The organism is Pseudomonas sp. PS01270 (assembly GCF_029959775.1).
Taxonomy (GTDB): domain Bacteria; phylum Pseudomonadota; class Gammaproteobacteria; order Pseudomonadales; family Pseudomonadaceae; genus Aquipseudomonas; species Aquipseudomonas atacamensis.
The window spans coordinates 19,564-37,733 of record NZ_JASCPT010000017.1; the positions used below are offsets into that span (position 1 = coordinate 19,564).

At 61.2% G+C, this 18,170-nt stretch carries 12 protein-coding genes; 5 read left to right on the plus strand and 7 right to left on the minus strand.

The annotated features are described in order from the left end of the window. Positions 1-43: 43 nt before the first annotated feature. The 3 genes from QMX86_RS08125 to QMX86_RS08135 are packed head-to-tail and all read left to right on the plus strand — an operon-like array spanning position 44 to position 4,832. Complete coding sequence (locus QMX86_RS08125; RefSeq protein ID WP_282382115.1) at positions 44-1,480, plus strand: TolC family outer membrane protein; 1,437 nt, start codon at positions 44-46, stop codon at positions 1,478-1,480. Then, complete coding sequence (locus QMX86_RS08130; RefSeq protein ID WP_282382118.1) at positions 1,477-3,639, plus strand: type I secretion system permease/ATPase; 2,163 nt, start codon at positions 1,477-1,479, stop codon at positions 3,637-3,639. The genes QMX86_RS08125 and QMX86_RS08130 overlap by 4 nt, the downstream gene beginning before the upstream one ends. An 8-nt stretch (positions 3,640-3,647) precedes the next feature. Further along, the gene (locus QMX86_RS08135; RefSeq protein WP_122708341.1) at positions 3,648-4,832 is read left to right on the plus strand and encodes an HlyD family type I secretion periplasmic adaptor subunit; all 1,185 of its coding nucleotides are present in this window, start codon (positions 3,648-3,650) and stop codon (positions 4,830-4,832) included. Here the strand turns inward: QMX86_RS08135 and QMX86_RS08140 are convergent, their stop codons facing one another. After that, the gene (locus QMX86_RS08140) at positions 4,833-5,429 is read right to left on the minus strand and encodes a trypsin-like peptidase domain-containing protein (RefSeq protein WP_143170125.1); all 597 of its coding nucleotides are present in this window, start codon (positions 5,427-5,429) and stop codon (positions 4,833-4,835) included. 238 nt (positions 5,430-5,667) lie between these two features. Beyond that, positions 5,668-7,557 carry a sigma-54-dependent Fis family transcriptional regulator gene (locus QMX86_RS08145; RefSeq protein WP_282382122.1) on the minus strand — a complete coding sequence of 630 codons (1,890 nt, stop codon included), beginning with the start codon at positions 7,555-7,557 and terminating at the stop codon, positions 5,668-5,670. Positions 7,558-7,803: 246 nt separating this feature from the next. Here QMX86_RS08145 and QMX86_RS08150 point away from each other — a divergent pair, with 246 nt between their 5' ends. Then, the gene (locus QMX86_RS08150) at positions 7,804-9,627 is read left to right on the plus strand and encodes an NAD(P)/FAD-dependent oxidoreductase (protein WP_076567654.1); all 1,824 of its coding nucleotides are present in this window, start codon (positions 7,804-7,806) and stop codon (positions 9,625-9,627) included. A 114-nt stretch (positions 9,628-9,741) separates the two neighbouring features. Further along, positions 9,742-10,746, plus strand: a complete 1,005-nt coding sequence (locus QMX86_RS08155) for an NAD(P)-dependent oxidoreductase (RefSeq protein ID WP_282382127.1) — start codon at positions 9,742-9,744, stop codon at positions 10,744-10,746. Between the two features lie 20 nt (positions 10,747-10,766). Here QMX86_RS08155 and QMX86_RS08160 read toward each other — a convergent pair whose 3' ends face one another. The 5 genes from QMX86_RS08160 to QMX86_RS08180 are packed head-to-tail and all read right to left on the minus strand — an operon-like array spanning position 10,767 to position 18,168. Beyond that, positions 10,767-11,876: an NAD(P)/FAD-dependent oxidoreductase gene (locus QMX86_RS08160; protein ID WP_282382130.1), complete on the minus strand. Its 1,110-nt coding sequence runs from the start codon at positions 11,874-11,876 to the stop codon at positions 10,767-10,769. Next, positions 11,873-12,976, minus strand: coding sequence for a DegT/DnrJ/EryC1/StrS family aminotransferase (locus QMX86_RS08165; protein WP_282382133.1), 1,104 nt, complete (start codon positions 12,974-12,976; stop codon positions 11,873-11,875). The genes QMX86_RS08160 and QMX86_RS08165 overlap by 4 nt, the downstream gene beginning before the upstream one ends. Then, the gene (locus tag QMX86_RS08170) at positions 12,960-14,201 is read right to left on the minus strand and encodes an MFS transporter (protein WP_282382136.1); all 1,242 of its coding nucleotides are present in this window, start codon (positions 14,199-14,201) and stop codon (positions 12,960-12,962) included. The genes QMX86_RS08165 and QMX86_RS08170 overlap by 17 nt, the downstream gene beginning before the upstream one ends. Beyond that, positions 14,198-16,462, minus strand: a complete 2,265-nt coding sequence (locus QMX86_RS08175) for a glycosyl hydrolase family 65 protein (RefSeq protein ID WP_282382139.1) — start codon at positions 16,460-16,462, stop codon at positions 14,198-14,200. The genes QMX86_RS08170 and QMX86_RS08175 overlap by 4 nt, the downstream gene beginning before the upstream one ends. Further along, positions 16,456-18,168 (minus strand): NAD-dependent epimerase/dehydratase family protein, encoded by a 1,713-nt coding sequence (locus tag QMX86_RS08180; RefSeq protein WP_282382142.1) that lies wholly within the window; start codon positions 18,166-18,168, stop codon positions 16,456-16,458. The genes QMX86_RS08175 and QMX86_RS08180 overlap by 7 nt, the downstream gene beginning before the upstream one ends. Between the last annotated feature and the right edge of the window lie 2 nt (positions 18,169-18,170).

The window sequence follows — 18,170 nt, forward strand, 5'->3', positions numbered from 1 at the left end:
AACAAGACATCGAACGTTGGTCTCTCAACAGTAAGGGAAGTCTGTGGAGTCAGTTTTTCGCCAGAAATGGCCGGTGGTCCTGTTGACCATCGGCCTCTACCCCGCTTTCACCGCCGGCGTTCGCGCCGACGACAATCTCGACAGCAGCTTGCGCAGCATCAGCCCGTCGCAACTGCAACAACCGGCAGGCAATGACAATCGTCAGCGCCCTGCCCTTGCTTCCAAAGCGTCTGCCGAGGCGGACGCGTTGGGCCTGGAACAAGCGGTCAGGCTCGCCGTGGACTGGCACCCACGCATCGGCGAGGCCATCGGCACCCTGTTCCAGCAAGGCGAAGGGGTCAACGTCGCCGAATCCGGTTATTACCCGCAGGTTACCGGCGGCATCAAGGGTGGCTACACCAGCGGTTACGGCAGCGATGCCGGCAGCCAATCGGTGAACATTTCCCTCAAGCAGATGCTGTATGACTTCGGCAAGGTTTCCAGTTCGGTCGACGCCGCCCGCGCCCGGGTGGCGCGCAGTCAGGCGGGGATTCTGCTGGCGATCGACGACATCGCCCGCGACACCGCCAGGGCCTACATCGAAGTGCAGCGTTATCAGCGTCTGCTCGAGGTTGCCCGCGAGCAGATTCAGGGCATCGGCGGCATCGTTGATCTGGCCAAACAGCGCAGCGACATGGGCGCCAGCACCCGCTCCGATATGGTCCAGGCGCAGTCCCGCGCAGAAGGCGCGACAGCGACGTTGCAGGAATTCAAGGCGCAATACGCACGCTGGCAAGCCACTCTGACCAGTCTGCTCGGACGACGCACGCCGCCAGCAGTCAGCGACGCCGCCGCGCCGACACTGACTCAGGCCTGCGACGCGTCACAGATTTCCGACACCCTGCCCGCCGTTCTCCAGGCCGCCGCGCAACGCACTCAGGCCCAGGCCGAGCTGGCCCAGGCCAAAGCCGAGGCCTATCCGACCCTGTCGCTGCAACCGTCGGTCAACCAATACCTGGACGACCACTACGACGATCAGAACTCGCGGGCCGATCGCACTCAGGTCGGGATCTTCCTCAACCTCGAAGTGCCGATCTACCAGGGCGGTGCGATCAGTGCGCGCAGCCGCGCCGCCGGGCATGCGCTGACCGCAGCGGATTCGGCCGAAGACTTCGCCCGTCTGCAAGCGCGCCAGGGTCTGGCCGAAGCCCAGGCGCAAACCTCGGGTCTGAACCGGCGGCTGCGCTCGCTGGAATTTCGCCAGACCAGCATCACCGAAGCGCGCATGTTGTATGGCCGCCAGTACCTGGAGCTAGGCACGCGGCCGCTGCTCGACCTGCTCAACGCCGAGCAGGAAATCCATCAGTCGCGCTTCGATCTGGTCAACACCCAGGCTGATCTGCAACGCCTGCAGATCGATTGCTTCTACAACAGCGGTGCGATTCGCCGGGTCTTCGGCATCGACCACAGCGCCATCCAGAATGTCGAGATCCTGCCATGACCGATGCCAGCATCACTGTTCCCGAACCCGCTGCTGCCGAAGCTCGCGAAGATTATTCGCCATGGCTGGAAGCGGTGCTCAAGGTCGCCCGTCACTATCGCCTCGACGTCTCGCCGGAAAGCGTGCGTCTGGCCTCGGTGCACAGCGAAGGCCGCGTCGAAGAAGTGGTTCGACACATGGCGCGCCAGGCCGGTTTGAGCGTGAAATTCGCGGTATTCGACAACAAGAGCCTGAGCCGCTGGCGCACGCCGCTGGTGGTGCAACTGCGCGATGGTCAGGTCGGCGTGCTCGAAAGCATCGGCGAAACCGGCGAGCTGGGCATCTGCTTCAGTGGCGATCAAGGTTTGCAGAGTCGCATGGAGGCTGGCGCGCTCGCCGAGCAGGCCCTGCGCACGGTGATTCTGCGTCCGACGCAACCAGTGGCGGACGTGCGCACCAACGATTACATCAAGCCCTACGACGAGCACTGGTTCCGGCGCATCGTCCTCACCGATCTGCGGCCCTACAGCCAAGTGATGATCGCCTCACTGGTCGCGAACCTGCTGGGCATGGCCGGGGTACTGTTTTCCATGCAGGTGTACGACCGGGTGATTCCGGCCGAGTCGCTGCCGACCCTGTACGTGTTGTTCGGCGGGGTGATGCTGGCGCTGCTGTTCGATTTCGTCATGCGCATTCTGCGTCTGCGCATCACCGATGTGCTGGGCAAACGCGCCGACTTGCGCGTCTCCGATCTGGTCTTTGGCCACGCCTTGCGTCTGCGCAATTCCGCGCGGCCGAAGTCCACCGGTTCGTTCATTTCGCAGTTGCGCGAGCTGGAGCAGATCCGCGATCTGATCACCTCCAGCACTGCCACGGCACTGGCGGACATGCCGTTTTTCCTGCTGTTCCTGCTGGTGTTCTATTTGATCGGCGGGCCGCTGGTGCTGATTCCACTGGTGGCGCTGGTGTTCATGTTGCTCCCCGGGATCATCGCGCAACCGCGTCTGGCGCGACTGGCCAATGCATCGATGCGTGAAGCGGCGCTGCGCAACGCCATGCTGGTGGAAAGTATTCAGGGCCTCGACGACATCAAGGCATTGCAGGCCGAGCAGCGTTTCCAGCAACAGTGGAACCAGTACAACGCCGCCTCGGCGGACAGCAGCCTGCGCCTGCGCACCTTGACCAACAGCCTGGTGGCGTGGACGCAGAACGTGCAAGGCGGAGTGTTCGCAGTGGTCATCGTGTTCGGCGCGCCGATGGTGATTGCCGGCGACCTGACCACCGGCAGTCTGGTCGCGGCGTCGATTCTGTCGTCGCGGATGATGGGGCCGATGGCGCAACTGACCCACGTGCTCACCCGATGGCAGCAGGCCAAGGTCGCGCTCGAAGGCTTGAACCGGATCATGCAGATGCCGGTGGATCATCCCGAAGGCAGTCAGCGCGTGCACCTGCCGGCGATTCGCGGCGACTACCGCCTGCGTCAGGCCAGTTTTCGCTACAGCGAGGAATCGACCCCGGTGCTCAACAACATCGACCTGAGCATCCGCCCCGGCGAGCGCATCGCCCTGCTCGGCCGCAACGGCGCCGGCAAGTCGACGTTGCTGCAAGCACTGGGCGGCGCGATGGATCTGAGCAGCGGTGAAACCACCCTGGACGGCATCGCCCTGGCACATCTGGATCCGGCCGACCTGCGCCGCGACGTCGGCCTGCTGTCGCAACAGGCGCGACTGTTTCACGGCACCTTGCGCGACAACATCACCCTCGGTGCCGGGCAGGCCAGCGATCAGGAAATCATCGCCGCGCTGACTGTCACTGGCGCGCTGGATTTCGTTCGGCAGCTGCCCAAAGGCATGGATCATCTGGTACTTGAGGGCGGGCTGGGTTTGTCTGGAGGTCAGCGTCAAAGCCTGTTGCTGTCACGCTTGTTGATCCGCCAGCCACAAGTGCTGTTGCTCGACGAACCGACGGCCGCGCTCGATGACGTCACCGAGCGTTTGCTGCTGGAAAAACTCGCGACCTGGACCCAGGGCCGAACGCTGGTGGTCGCTACGCACCGGGTCAGTGTGTTGCAACTGGTCGAGCGGATCATCGTTCTCGACAACGGACGCATCGTCATCGACGACCACCGCGACGCGGCACTCGCGCGGTTGCGCGCACCGGGCAAAGGAGTGGCGGTATGAAGCCGATGATGACCGACGTGCCGGACCCGATGTCCTACCTCGATGGCCGCGATGAGCGCGCACTTGCCGGTGGCGCAAAGGTGATCTGGGGTTGCGCGCTGATGCTCGCCTGCTTCATTGCCTGGGCGGCGTGGTTCGAGATCGTCGAAGTCTCGACCGGCACCGGCAAAGTGGTGCCCAGCTCGCGCGAGCAGGTGATTCAGTCGATGGAGGGCGGCATTCTTGAGCAGCTCAATGTCAGCGAAGGTGCTTTGGTCGAGCGCGGGCAGATCCTCGCGCAACTGGACCCGGTGAAGAACCAGTCCAACGTCGGCGAAAGCGCGGCCAAGTACCGCGCGGCGCTGGCCAGCGTCAACCGCTTGCAGGCCGAAGTCAGCGAAAAGCCCTTGACCTTCGACGCATCGCTGCAGGAGTTTCCCGATCTGATCCGCGCCGAAACCGAGCTTTACCAGACCCGGCGCAAAGGTCTGGCAGAAACCCTCGACGGTATTCAAAGCTCGCTGAAACTGGTGCGCAGCGAACTGGCGATCACTGAAAACCTGGCGAAGATCGGCGCCTCAAGCCGGGTTGAAGTGCTGCGCCTGACCCGTCAGCGCTCGGAGCTGGAATTGAAGGCCACCGAAGCCCGCTCCGATTACATGGTCCGCGCCCGCGAAGACCTGGCCAAGGCCAACGCCGAAGCGCAGATGCTCGAAGCGGTGATCCGTGGTCGCACCGATTCACTGTCGCGCCTGACCCTGCGCTCGCCGGTGCGCGGCATCGTCAAGGACATCGAGGTCAGCACGATTGGCGGCGTCATTGCGCCCAACGGCCAGGTCATGCAGATCGTGCCGCTCGATGAACAACTGCTGATCGAGACGCGCATCTCGCCGCGCGACATCGCCTTCATTCACCCGGGCCAGGGGGCGAAAGTGAAAATCACCGCCTATGACTATTCGATCTACGGCAGCCTCGACGGCGAAGTGGTGACGATCTCGCCGGACACCATCCAGGACGAAGCCAAGCCGGAAATCTTCTACTACCGCGTGTTCATCCGTACCGCGTCGGATGAACTGCGCAACAAGGCCGGCAAACGCTTCGCCATCGTGCCCGGGATGATCGCCACGGTGGACATCCGTACCGGCGAAAAAACCGTGCTCGACTACCTGATCAAACCACTCAACCGCGCCCGCGAAGCGTTGCGCGAACGCTGATCAGCGGCTGGCCAGTTTGGTCGCCGGTGGCGCTGTCGGGGTGATGCTGGCCTGATAGCGCGACCACTCGCGATTGATCTCCGCGTACGGCAAAAAGATGCTTACGCGCGGTTGATCGAGCAAGTCTTTGCGCTTGAGGCGGCTGACGTCGTCACGGGTGAGGAACGCCACGTTGATGCCAACCACTTTGCCATCGGCGGAAAACACCGGCCCGCCGGACATGCCTTTGGCCAGTGCGCCATTATGGGTGCCGTAAAGCACGTTGCCCTCTTTGACGTCGAGTCGAACCATCGCTGGCAACGCCTGGCCGGTGCCCTTGACCGACATGTACAGCGAATTGAAGCCCACCGAAGTCAGCTCCTCGCCCGGCTTGTAGCCGCGCCACGCCGGCACGCTATTGGCCTTGTGACGGAAGAACTGCACATCGGCCTGCCCCTGGAAAACCGTGCCCGACAAGTAAGGAATGTGCTTTACCGTCACGGCGAAGTCTTCATTCCATTGCACAGCCGAACCCATCAGCAGGTAAGGCAAAGGCGCGCCGGAGTGGACGACAAAGGCTTGGTCTAAAACAGGATCCTGAACAAAAGCGACTGGCATTCCATTGCACCCGCTGAGCAGCAACGACGCTGCAACAAGTGACTTGAGGGGGCGCATTTTCGGTACATCTTGAGGTGAGGAAAGGTGCTGCAATATGTCATTGCGCCATCACTTTTAGCAATAGGCTCAGCCTACCGCTTGTCGGCATGCGATATAGTGAGTCAATGATTGGATCCAAGCAGTTTCCCGGCAATGCGCGCAATCCACAGCGAATGACCGCAAATGATCGTGATTGTCTTCAACCAGGTCGATTGATCCCATGTTGACGAAGCTTGCGGTACAGCGTATTGCGGCTAATCCCCAGACGACGGGCAACTCGCGCGACATGCCAGTGTTCAGCTTCAATCAAGCTGAGCAGAGTTTGCCGCTCGGATAGGCCCAGTGGATCGTCAACAGGTTGGTCGTCACTTGCGGGCAGTAACTCGTGCACGTCCTCCAGCGTGACCCGGCCTTCCACTGCCAACGCCACCAACGTCCGCAAACAGGTGCGCAGTTGCCGGACGTTGCCCGGCCAGGGCTGCGCCAGCAAGCGCTCTCGAACTCCCGCTTGCAGCCGCACAGTGGCGCCCGCCGCTTCTTCGCGCAGCAGCAGGTCGAGCAGACGGCCCTTGTCGGAACGCTCGCGCAGCGGCGGCAGTTCCACGGCGAAACCGCCAATGCGATAGAACAGGTCCTCGCGCAGGCGTCCGTCGGCCACGCAGGCTGGCAGATTCTGGTGACTGGCGCTGATCAGGCGTACATCAAGCGGTCGCGGCGTTGCGCTGCCCAGCGGCACAACCTGGCGCTCTTCGAGCACGCGTAGCAGACGGGTCTGTAGCGCGAGGGGCATGTCGCCGATTTCGTCGAGAAACAGAATACCGCCATGGGCCTGCTCAAGCTTGCCGACCATGCCGTCCTTGCGCGCGCCGGTGAAGCTGCCGCCGCGATAGCCGAACAGCTCGCTTTCAATCAGCGTCTCGGGGATCGCCGCGCAGTTGATCGCGACAAACGGCTGGCCGGCGCGGGAGCTGGCGCGATGCAGCGCTGCCGCAAAGGCCTCCTTGCCGGTGCCGGTTTCACCCTGCAGAAACACCGGCACGTCACGCTCCAGTACACGCAACGCGCGAGCGAATCCGCGTTGCAGGCGCGGGTCTTCCAGGCACACGCGCTCATCCTTGATTGGCGGGACAGGCGCGAGGGTCAACGGCGCGGAGCGGATCGGTTCGCGCAACTGGCCGTAGAACAAGCGCCCGTCGGCCAGGCGCATCGGCCAGCAGACGTGCGCCTGAGCACTGGCCTGTTCGAGCAACTGCTCCATCGGCGTTTCCAGCAACATGGTCAACGACTGCCCGACCATCTGCTCGCGGCTCAGGCCCAACAGATCCAGCGCCGCCGCATTCACCGAACAGATCCGCGCACTCTCGTCGAAGCTGAGCAGGCCTTCACCCAGCAGCCCGACAAACCCGGCGTCGGGATGAAACCGCAGCAAATAGCGCTGCGGATCGTGGCCGAGGAAAAAACAGCTCTCGATCAACCTGGCCGACAGATTGGTCAGGGCCATGGCCTTGAAGCGTTGCTCAAGGCTGCTTTCCTCGCGCACGGAGGACAGGTTGAGCACCGCGAGCAACCCACCGCTGGCGTCGAATATCGGGCTGGCCGAACAGGTCAGGCCGACGTGCTGGCCACGGAAATGCTCGTCGCGGCGAATGGTCACGTGCTGGCGCTCGACCAGGCAGGTGCCGACGCCGTTGGTGCCCTCGTGCTCCTCGCTCCAGACCGAGCCGAGCCACAGCCCGGAGCGCTGGAACTCGCCGCGTTCGGCTTCGTTGAACACGCTGTCGATTGCCACGCCGCGTGCATCGGTGAGCAGCACGACATGGCCGTCACGTCCCAGTTGCTGGTGCAGGCTGTTCATCTGCCAGTGCGCCACGGAAATGATGTGTTCCAGCGGCGCACGGTGTTCGCGCAAACGCGCCTGTTCGAGCACGTCCGGCGCGCGGCGGCTGGCCGGATCGAGCTGGTATTGATCCAGGCAGCGCCGCCACGAACGGGTGATCGCCAGGTCTGCCGCCGCGCTGTGGCTGGCAACAGAGCCCTGCACGGCTTGCAGTACCTGGCGCGCGTGGGCGTTGATCGAGGCCGGTTTCATTGTTGTTGTTCTCCGCTTCGGTGAAGACACGGGTGTGTCCGCAGCTTAGATGAAAAGCTCGTTGCGGGGGAATTTCGCGCCGAGTGACACAGTGTCATCCGCGATTCTCGAATATGTGACATGTCGCATGTGCCAAGCCTTGTCGGCCTTTGCATCAAACGCTCTGGCCCGCGTCTTTCAAGGAGATGGCCCAAGCCTTGCTCTGATGCCATGGCTTACCAAAACAACAAGATCGGGAGTGGCCCCATGAACATCGCTATTGAAACCCCTTTGCAATCGCCAACAGCGCAACTCGCCGCTTGGGTCGAACGCCTCGGCGGACGTCTGGCGCAACGAGATGTGGACGGCACGCTGGAGCTGTTTGCCGAAGAATGCCACTGGCGTGACTTGCTGCTGTTCAGCTGGAACCTCGTCACCCTGGAAGGCAAACCGGCGATTCGCGACATGCTCGAAACACGCCTTGAGCAGACCCGGCCCGAACGCTGGCAACTCGAAGGTGAAGCCACGCTCACCGATGGCGTGCTTGAAGGCTGGATGAGTCTGGAAACCGACTCGGCGCGCGGCAAAGGCTATGTGCGCCTGAAAGACGGTTTGTGCTGGACGCTGCTGACCACCATGCGCGAACTCAAAGGCTTCGAAGAACCCAGCGGTCGCCGCCGGCCGATGGGCGCGAGCCACGGCCATGCCCACGCTGACAAGCGCAACTGGCTGGAGCGCCGCCGCGATGAAGAAGCGGCGCTGGGCATTACCACGCAACCGTACTGCCTGATCGTCGGCGGCGGTCAGGGCGGGCTCGGCCTCGGCGCAAGGCTCAAACGCATGGGCGTACCGACGCTGATCATCGACAAAGCCGAACGCCCCGGCGATCAATGGCGCGGCCGCTACAAGTCACTGTGCCTGCACGACCCGGTCTGGTACGACCACATGCCCTACCTGCCCTTCCCCGACCACTGGCCGGTGTTCACCCCGAAAGACCAGATCGGCGACTGGCTGGAGATGTACACCAAGGTCATGGAACTCAACTACTGGCCGCGCACTGAATGCCTCGGCGCTACGTTTGACGAAGAGACTGGCCGCTGGACCGTGGAGGTCCTGCGCAACGGCGAGCCCGTCACCCTGCAACCGACGCAACTGATCCTCGCCACCGGCATGTCTGGCGTACCGAATGTGCCGGTGTATCCAGGCGCCGAAAACTTCCAGGGCCAGCAACATCACTCCAGCCGTCACCCCGGCGGCGATGCGTGGAAAGGCAAGCGCGCAGTGGTCATCGGCGCGAACAATTCAGCCCACGACATCTGCGCCGATCTGGTGGAAAACGGCACCGAGGTGACCATGGTGCAACGTTCGAGCACGCACATCGTGCGTTCGGACAGCCTGATGGAACTGGTTTTCGGCGGGCTTTATTCCGAAGAGGCGCTCGAGTCGGGGCTGACCACGGATAAGGCCGACCTGCTGTTCGCCTCGATTCCGTACAAGGTCATGCCACAGTTTCATCGACCGATCTTTGACGCGATCAAGGAGCGCGACAAGGACTTCTATGAACGCCTGAGCCGGGCGGGTTTCATGCTCGATTTCGGCGACGATGAATCGGGTTTGTTCATGAAATACGTACGCCGTGGCTCGGGTTACTACATCGACGTCGGCGCCTCGGAACTGATCGCCAACGGCACGATCAAGCTCAAGAGCGCGCCGGGCCTCGGTGTCGAACGCATCGAAGCGGATGCGGTGGTGCTCACCGATGGCAGCCGCTTGCCGGCCGATCTCATCGTTTATGCGACAGGTTATGGCTCGATGAACGGCTGGGCCGCGAAGCTGATTTCCCAGCAAGTCGCCGACAAGGTCGGGCGCTGCTGGGGCCTGGGTTCCGGCACCACCAACGACCCCGGCCCGTATGAAGGTGAACTGCGCAACATGTGGAAGCCGACCCAGCAGCAAAACCTCTGGTTCCACGGCGGCAACCTGCATCAGTCACGGCACTATTCACTGTATCTGGCGTTGCAGTTGAAAGCCCGTTTCGAAGGCCTCGACACCGATGTTTATCGCCTTGCAGAGCGCCATCATCTGGGCTGATTCCTCAAGTGGTCGTTCGTCGGTGCGCAGACCAAGCGCACCGGCGAACTGGAAAGTGCGTGCTAGGGTGTCTAGCCCAAGCACGTTTCAATCCAGGAAAAATGAGGAGGATTCATGCCACTTCATCCCATTCTGTTCATGGGCGGCTCCGGCGCCATCGGCCATCAGACGGCCCGCGCATTGCGCGCGGCGCATCCCGACGTCCCCTTGCTGATCGGCGGGCGCGACCTCGCCAAGGCTGAGCAAACCGCCGAGCAAATTGGCAATGCCCAGGGTGTGGTCATCGATGCTCGCGCAGAAGATCTGGGGCTGGGTGATCGCCCGGTCAGCGCCATCGTCCTGTTCTACATGGACCACGCCCTCGCTGGACTGAGGTTTGCGCAAAGGCGCAAGTTGCCGCACTTGAGCATCTCTTCCGGCGTGTTCGAAATCGCCCCGCAAATCGCCAGTTTCATCCACTCGCCCGACGCGTCTCCCATTGTCCTCGGCTACGAATGGATGGTCGGCGCGACCACGGTAGCGACGCTGCACATCGCCAAAGCCTTCGCCCGCGTGCACGACATACGCATCCACGCACTGGTCGACGAACAGGACGGCGGCGGCCCGACCGTAGCCGTCGATTTCGAGCACCTGAACAAAATGCTGCCCGCCGCACTGACCCGCCGCGACGGCAAATTCATCTGGCGCGAAGGCGACGACGCCAAGGTCAGCTTCCGCGCCGTCGACGGCACAATCATGCAGGGCGCCGGCTTTTCCTCGATCGACGTCACCGGCCTGGCCGCCGCCACCGACGCCCCGAACGTCGAGTTCAACCTCGCCAGCGGCGTCAGCTCGACCCGGCGTCAGGGCCAGCCGATGTCGACGGAAATACTCATCGAACTTGAAGGCACTGATCACGATGGACAGCCATTGCGCACCCGGCACGCCGTGGTTCACCGATCAGGCGCAGCGGCGTTGACCGGGCTGAGTGTCGCTATGCTGCTGGAACGGCTGATTGGGCTGGACGGGCAAGCGCCTGTACGACCGGGGCTGTATTTTCCGTATCAGTTGCTGGATGCACAGGTGTTTTTGCAGCGGTTGGAAAAGGACGATGGCGAGCTGATCGAGTTGGACGTGTGACGGCTCTGGACAAAGGCTGGTCAATTTTGCCCGAGCGCCTGTACGACACGCTCCGCGATGGCGAGACAGCTCGTCAACCCTGGAGATTCGATGCCGAACAGATTAACCAGCCCCGGCACTCCATGCGCCGATGGGCCACTGATGACAAAGTCCGCCGCCGGTTCGTGTACGGCGTTGATTTTCGGGCGGATGCCGCTATAGGCCGGTTCCAGGCTGCCATCGGGCAGGCCGGGCCAATAGCGGCGAATCGCTTGATAGAAACCCTCGGCCCGCTGAGGATCCACGCGGTAATCAACCTGATCGATCCACTCGACATCCGGTCCGAAACGCGCCTGCCCCCCCAGGTCAAGCGTCATGTGCACGCCGAGACCCGCAGCTTCGGGCGCGGGATAGATCAGATGGCGAAAAGGTATCCGACCGCTGAAGCTGAAGTAGCTGCCTTTGCACAACCTGGCCAACGGCACATGTCGCGAAGACAGACCAACGATGTGGCCCGCAAGCCGGGGCGCAGACAAGCCTGAACAGTTGATCAGCTCGCCACAGCTGACGTTCATGGGTTGCGCGCCGCCGATCTGCAACTCAAAACCCTGCGGGCGACGACAGGCCGATTCGAACGGCGTGTTAAAGGCAAACGAGGTGCCCGCCGCCTCGGCGTCTGCCTGCAGGGCAAGCATCAAGGCATGGGAGTCGACAATTGCGGTAGAGGGCGACCAGAGTGCCGCGATACATGACAACACAGGCTCCAGTTCCAGCGCCTGCCGGGCGCTGAGCAGTTGCAGGTCGTTGACGCCGTTGCGCCGTCCCTGCTGCCATAAGCGCTGCAATGTCCCGCACTGCGCGTCATCGGTTGCGACGACAAGCTTGCCCAGAGGTTGGCACGCTACTGCGTGCGCTTCACAAAAGGCATACAGACGATGCCTGCCGTCGACGCACACTTGCGCCTTCAAGCTGCCAGTGGGGTAGTAGATGCCAGCGTGAATGACTTCTGAATTGCGCGAGCTGATGCCCGTTCCAATGCGTTCACCCGCCTCCACCACAACCACTTCACGGCCGCTCAAGGCCAGGGCCCGGGCGACAGCCAGCCCGAGCACTCCGGCGCCAATCACAACACATTCGATATCGACGCTCACCGTCTCACCGCGCGTTCAAATTGCTTGATCAGCGTGACGACCTTTTCCACGTCGCCATCCGACAAATGATGGTGACAAGGAAGTGTGATCATTTGCCGGGACAGGCGTTCGGTTGTGGGTAACGCGATGCGTGGCTGACTACTCAACCATGCCTTCTGCCAATGAATGGGCACCGGATAATGAATGGCCGCTTGCACATCGTTCTCTGCCAGATAAGCCTGCAGCTCGTCACGGTGCGTGGATTGCACGACATAGTGATAGTAGGCATTTCCCGGTTTGCCGCCCCCCAGGTCAGCGCCCGTGAGGGTTGTAGAGAGGACGTCATCATAGAACGCGGCAATTTCCACGCGTCGCTTCAGCCACTGATCCAGATACTTCGCTTTGATGTTGAGTGCTGCTGCCTGCAACGAGTCGAGTCTGGAGTTGATGCCGAACCGGATCGATTCGTTACGGTTTTCCAGGCCGTGATTGCGTGCAATCCGCGCGTACTCGGCAATTCTCGGATCGCGAGTCACCAGCATCCCACCGTCACCCAGACCACCGAGCGTCTTCAAGGGATGCATGGAAAACGCTGACGCATCAGCGCAAGTGCCGACTTGCCGGCCATCGATCGTAGTGCCGATCGCCTGAGCGCAATCCTCGATCACGGCAACCCCGCGCGAGCGGCACAGGTCGATGATGGGGTCGATATCCAGAGGGCGTCCGCGCAGATAGACAGGAATCACGGCTTTGGTCCGATCATTCACAAGTGGCGCAATCGTCTCGACGCTCAGGAGTTCATCGTCACCCACATCTGCCAGGATCGGCCGGGCGCCAACAGCAACAATGGCTCCGACAGTGGCAACAAAGGTATTGGCGCAGGTGATCACCTCGTCACCGGGGCCGATATCGAGCGCGCGCAATGCCAGAAACAGCGCATCCGTGCCTGAATTGAGGGCAACGGCGTGCGCGCCGCCACAACGATCCGACATCCATGACTCGAACGCCAGAACCTGATCGCCGAGAATGAACTCGCCCGATTGCAACAGCTCCCGCCAGCGTTCAAAGATCTCGCCACAGAGATCCTGGGCCTGTTCCTGTACGTTATTGCACTTGATCATTACGCGCACTCCCTGGCATGAACATGATGGACGTCAGGACGATCAGCAGAGTGCCAACCGCGCTGATGACGGCAGTCAACGCAAGCGTCTGCGAGTAGCCGATCATCCCGCCGACTACGCCGCTGCCCAGATAAATGAACGGGTGCACACCACTGGTGACAAAGGTATCCACCGCCACGACTTTGCCCAGATCCTTTTCGGGCGACAGTGTCTGCATGGCGGTTGCCCAGCCGGTGAGCCAGGACGCTTCGACGATACCGACGAACGTCGCCCCCAGAACCGCCATCCATGCCGCCGTCCCCAGCCCGAGTAACGCCATCGCTCCGGCCAGGAACCACCCGCATACCACAGCAAGGCCCACCAGGCGTTCGTGCCCCGAGGCCAGCACGGTGACAACCGATCCGAGACAAGCGCCGAACCCTGATGCTGCCAGGCAATATCCCCACATTTCTTCGCTGAAACGAAGACTGATCGCGTAGGGTGCAACGACCAGAAAAATCGGGAAACACAGCACGTTCACCACCAGCGTCGCCGCAAACCCCAGCAGCAGGGTGGCGTTGTGGATGACCACGGTGATGCCCTTGAACGCCTCGCGCAGGGAGAACTCTTCTTCGGATTCATGACGGCCGACATTCGGTAACTGAGCGGTGTAAATCGCCGCGCCGAAGAAGGTCAAGCCATCGATCAGTATCCCCCAGACCGGATCCCACAAGATGATGAACACGCCCAACGTCGCCGGAAACAGAATGGCGACCAGGTTATCGATGAAGTTCATCGCGCCGTTGCCCGCGACCAGCGCCTTTTTCGGTAACAGGCTGACCAGCAGCACCTGAGCGCAGGGCCGAGAAACGCCGATGCCGATGCCGAAGATCAGATAGGCCAGCACCAGCCAGCCCCAAGGCGCACCGGTCAGAAGCAGTGCGACGGCCGCAAGCTGCGCCATGCCTCGGGCCGTATCGGTGTAGATGAGCACTTGTCGAGGCGACTTGCGATCCGCCAGCACGCCGCCGGCCAGAGCACCGACGACGGTTCCGATTCCGACTGCGGCCATGATGAAGCCAAACACATCACCACCAAAACCGTCCCGTATCAGCGCTATCGGCAGCGCCGCCAGACAGATGGCGTCGCCGGCCATCGACAGGCCCTGGCCGATCAGCAACTTGCGAAAAGGCAAGACTCGCAGCGCATCGTTATAGGGGGATAAGCGTTCTTTGATAGAAATCATCGGTGCCCCTCCTTGAGGCATATATATCCATCCTGGCCATGTTCTGTTGGCAACTGCCGGCCGCCCTCGCGGATTTCCAGCTCATCGTCCCCGATTACGGAAATGCGCAGACGCCGGCCCCGAAACTCAAGGGTGAAGTGGTAGGCATTCCAATCGGCGGGCAACCTCGGGCGGAAGGCCAGTTGGTCCGCAACAAGATCAAGTCCTGCCAGCCCTTCCACCAAGCCCTGCCAGGCTCCGGCATAGGCGGAAAGATGCAGGCCATTGCTGTAGTCGTCGAGCGGAGTGAAATCCAGGTTGTAGCGGCTGGCCCGAGCAATGAAATCGGCACTGATCGACGTCTTGCCCAAGTGCGCGGCGACAACCGCGTGCGGGCCGTAGCTCAATGACGATTCATGCACCGTACGCGGTTCATAATATTGGAACGCTGCGCGTTTCACGTCCGTTGAAAAATCTTCTGGAAACATCGACATCAACAACACGATGTCGGCCTGTTTGACCACCTGCGACGCGAAATTCTGCAGGTTCTCTGCGCTCTCCCGTTCGGCCTCGTCCGCAAACTGCGGTCCGCGCTTTTTGTCGGAACGCAGCTGCGTGTCAGGTAAGGCGGCATAACCCTCAAACTCTTCAGGAATGACCACCCCACCCACAGTGATCCAGGGCAGAAAGACGTTATCGGCTATCGACTGCCAGCGCCTGGACTGGCCCTCGGGCAATCCCGGAAACCCCGGCCGGTCGCACAGGGAAAGCGCTGACCGGAGACACCAGCGCAGCATGTAATTGGTAAAAAAGCTGTTGTCCACATGATAGTGGTATTCGTCCGGCCCCATGACCGATTCAACGACATACGCCTGACGACTCTCGGACCACTTGAACACGGACGCGGCGAAACGGGCGCACTCGAGCAGCATTTCAAAGCCGCGAGAGATCATGAACGCATCGTCACCGGTGACCTTCCAGTATTTGTTCACGGCATAGCAAACGTCTGCCGAAATGTGGAGCACCTCATGGACACTCCACTCTCGTCGAATGTCCTGTTCGGGATACGCCAGCACATAATGGGGACCATTTTCCCGCCCTCGATCATTGGCTGCTTCCGGAAAACGCGCTCCCTCATAGCCACTGGCCCGAGCAAACTCCCGCGCTTGTTCCAGACAGTGGTAGCGATAGTCAATCAACGCCCTGGCGACGCCGGGTTCATTCCAGATCCAGAACATGCACTTGTGCAGTTCGGTATCGAAGAACGTCGCTCCGGAGTGATATGTGCTGGTCAGGCCGCGCGCCGGCGAGAGCGTTCCCCGCTCGGGGGGCACGACTCCCACGCCGTGCTGCAGCAATTGAAACGTCGCGTATTTGATGCCCAGATCGATACCTCTCTGCGCGGTTTGAACAGTGACGTCATGCTCGCCCCAGATCCTGCTCCATCGGTCAAGATGGCTGCTCTGGATATGGCTCACATCGAAGTCGCCAGAAAGCGCGTCGGGCATACTGTGCTCGCCATCGATTGCAACCCGCCAATGCGTGGCGATGCGATGCTGCAACACCGAGTCGAAATCCATGGTGACGGAAGCAATACAACCCTGTAGGCCGTGTCGCCAGCAAACAACGGAACTCGCCGCTGAACCGGACTGTTCGACACGTACGTGGTAGCGCAGCCGATACTCTGCGGCATCGACATCCACAGTGAAGGCCGTTCGATCGACGACACTTTGCCCAAAACGGTAATGTCGGGCGGTCAGCCAGTCACTGGTGCCCAGGTATTCATTCTCGGCACTGCCATCCACGCCGTAATCCAGTCGCAATCGGTGCGCACCGGTCGGCTCGCCCAGTCGAGTCAGACTGATGCGGGTCGACACGGCGCTGTCATCAGGGGCATCAATGAACTGATCAATCGTCAGCTCATAACGGACGCCCCTCAGTTGGAACAGCTCGCGGCTGCTGACTGTCGCCTGATCCATCGCCAACACCACCGCCGGTCCATCGCCTGATGGCTCGAGAGGTTCGCCCGTGTCCACATCGTAGAGGCGCAGGACTGCCGGCGCTGGCAAAGAAATGATCTCCCGCGAAACGCCGACCCCGGGTGCATAGACCCCCGCGCAGAGCAGTTGCGTGCGCCGTGTGCGCGGCGAGGCACTGGGCACATGCGGGCGCACGCCGATCAAGGGATTGGCCAGCATTGCCACGCAGGCTGCGAAGGACGATGTCCGCGGCTCGATACCGACGATATCCTCGCACTCCTCTCCATAAGCGATGGTCAGCACGACGTGTCCCCCGACGGCTGGAACGACCAGTCTTTGTGCAGCATGTTGCGCACATTGTGATAGCGGGTGTCGGACAACACATCGTCACTGTCGTTGAAGTTCCCGGATTGCCATTGCTCGCAGATTTCCACGATGGCATCCCTGATTGAATAGATGAACTCGAAACCCAGTGTCTCCTGCACCCGTCGCGAATCCAGACGGTAAGACCGAACATCATCGCTGCGGGTAGTGGTGATCGGCACGTTGACGAGGAAGTAACGATCGACAACCTGTTTTACCTGATCGGCTATCTCGGTCACCGTGTGGTTTTCGTAGCCGACGTTGATTGCGGTTCCGCAGACTTCGTCCAGCGATTCGCGCTCCACGAGCATCGTATACAGCCGGGTCAGATCGCCGATATGCACATTGGGGCGGTATTGACTGCCGCCAAACACGGTAATTCCACCGCGCGCCAGCGCACTGGCGGTAAGGATATTGACGGTCAGATCCAGGCGCTGGCGAGGCGACCAGCCGCACACGGTAGCGGCTCGAACCGCGACGGTTTCAAAGGATGCATCAGTGAGCCCGAACAGTATTTTTTCGCCGTCAGCCTTGAAGCGGTTGTAGTCGGTGATGGGCACGCAGGGTTGGCGCTCATCGACAAATGGTTCTGTATTGACGCCGTAGACACTGGCTGAGGATGCATAGATAAAACGCCGGCAACCAAGGCGCTTTGCACTGCTCATGAGATGCGGCAGACAATCGATATTGATGGACTGGCCGAGTTCGGGTGCCGAATTGAAACTGGGATCATTGGCCACTGCGGCAAGATGGACAACGGTGTGCATCCCCCGAAGCGACTGCTCGACGAGCAGCGGATCGCGAATATCGCCCTTTATGAATTCCAGTGCCGGATGGTTCATCACGCCCTCCAGGCCGTTGCCGAAATAAAGCGCATCCAGTACCCGGACCCGGTAACCGGCAGCCAGCAGTTTTGGTACCAGACGCGAGCCAATGTAGCCCGCACCGCCTGTAACGAGAACAGCGGATTGATTATTCATGGTCCTTCCTTGGGATGGGTTTGCCAGGGGGTATTCATCAAGCGATGACAGTATTGATGCCTGTGGATGAGCAGCCTTGGGCTCAAGATCATGCCGGCGGATCTGCCAGGCATGGAGCCCCAGGCCACAGGCCAGATCCGTTGCATAGGGACTGTCGTCAATCAGCTCGACATCCTGCGGATCGCGGCTTCCGACCAGTTGTTGAATCAGCGCTTCGCGGCTCTGACCGGGCGCCTGTCGGGTAATCGATAACCTTGATTCTTGCCGCAGACTGGAGCGCTCGATAGCCGCCTCGAACAACTGCGGCGCATTCAGAGACGCCGTATAAAACATCACTGGCTGTGCGGCTTGTGCAATGCGTTCCAGCAAGCGCTTTGCATCCTCGAACAGCTCAGTGCCTTGGGAGAGCTGTAGAAATTCCTTTTGTTTATGCTGCGCCAGTTCGTCTGCGCTGAGCGAGCCGGTCATTTCAGCACCGATGTCATCGGTGATCAGCGCCAGCAATCGTGAAGCGCCTTCCATGCGAGGACGTCCGGCAATGTGGTCAATGTATTCGCGCTGAGTCAGTTGTTTGCCGGCAAGTCTGTGAGCGACGTTGCTCCACGCTTGAAAATGCGGCGTGTCGATCATTGTTCCGTCGAGGTCAATCAGCAAAAGTTTCGACATGA

Excerpts from the sequence above, each read along its gene's own strand:
- QMX86_RS08155 (WP_282382127.1), top strand. The coding sequence starts at position 9,742 with ATGCCACTTCATCCCATTCTGTTCATGGGCGGCTCCGGCGCCATCGGC.
- QMX86_RS08180 (WP_282382142.1), bottom strand. The coding sequence starts at position 18,168 with ATGTCGAAACTTTTGCTGATTGACCTCGACGGAACAATGATCGACACG.
- QMX86_RS08165 (WP_282382133.1), bottom strand. The coding sequence starts at position 12,976 with ATGATCAAGTGCAATAACGTACAGGAACAGGCCCAGGATCTCTGTGGC.
- QMX86_RS08170 (WP_282382136.1), bottom strand. The coding sequence starts at position 14,201 with ATGATTTCTATCAAAGAACGCTTATCCCCCTATAACGATGCGCTGCGA.
- QMX86_RS08150 (WP_076567654.1), top strand. The coding sequence starts at position 7,804 with ATGAACATCGCTATTGAAACCCCTTTGCAATCGCCAACAGCGCAACTC.
- QMX86_RS08130 (WP_282382118.1), top strand. The coding sequence starts at position 1,477 with ATGACCGATGCCAGCATCACTGTTCCCGAACCCGCTGCTGCCGAAGCT.
- QMX86_RS08135 (WP_122708341.1), top strand. The coding sequence starts at position 3,648 with ATGACCGACGTGCCGGACCCGATGTCCTACCTCGATGGCCGCGATGAG.
- QMX86_RS08145 (WP_282382122.1), bottom strand. The coding sequence starts at position 7,557 with ATGAAACCGGCCTCGATCAACGCCCACGCGCGCCAGGTACTGCAAGCC.
- QMX86_RS08140 (WP_143170125.1), bottom strand. The coding sequence starts at position 5,429 with ATGCCAGTCGCTTTTGTTCAGGATCCTGTTTTAGACCAAGCCTTTGTC.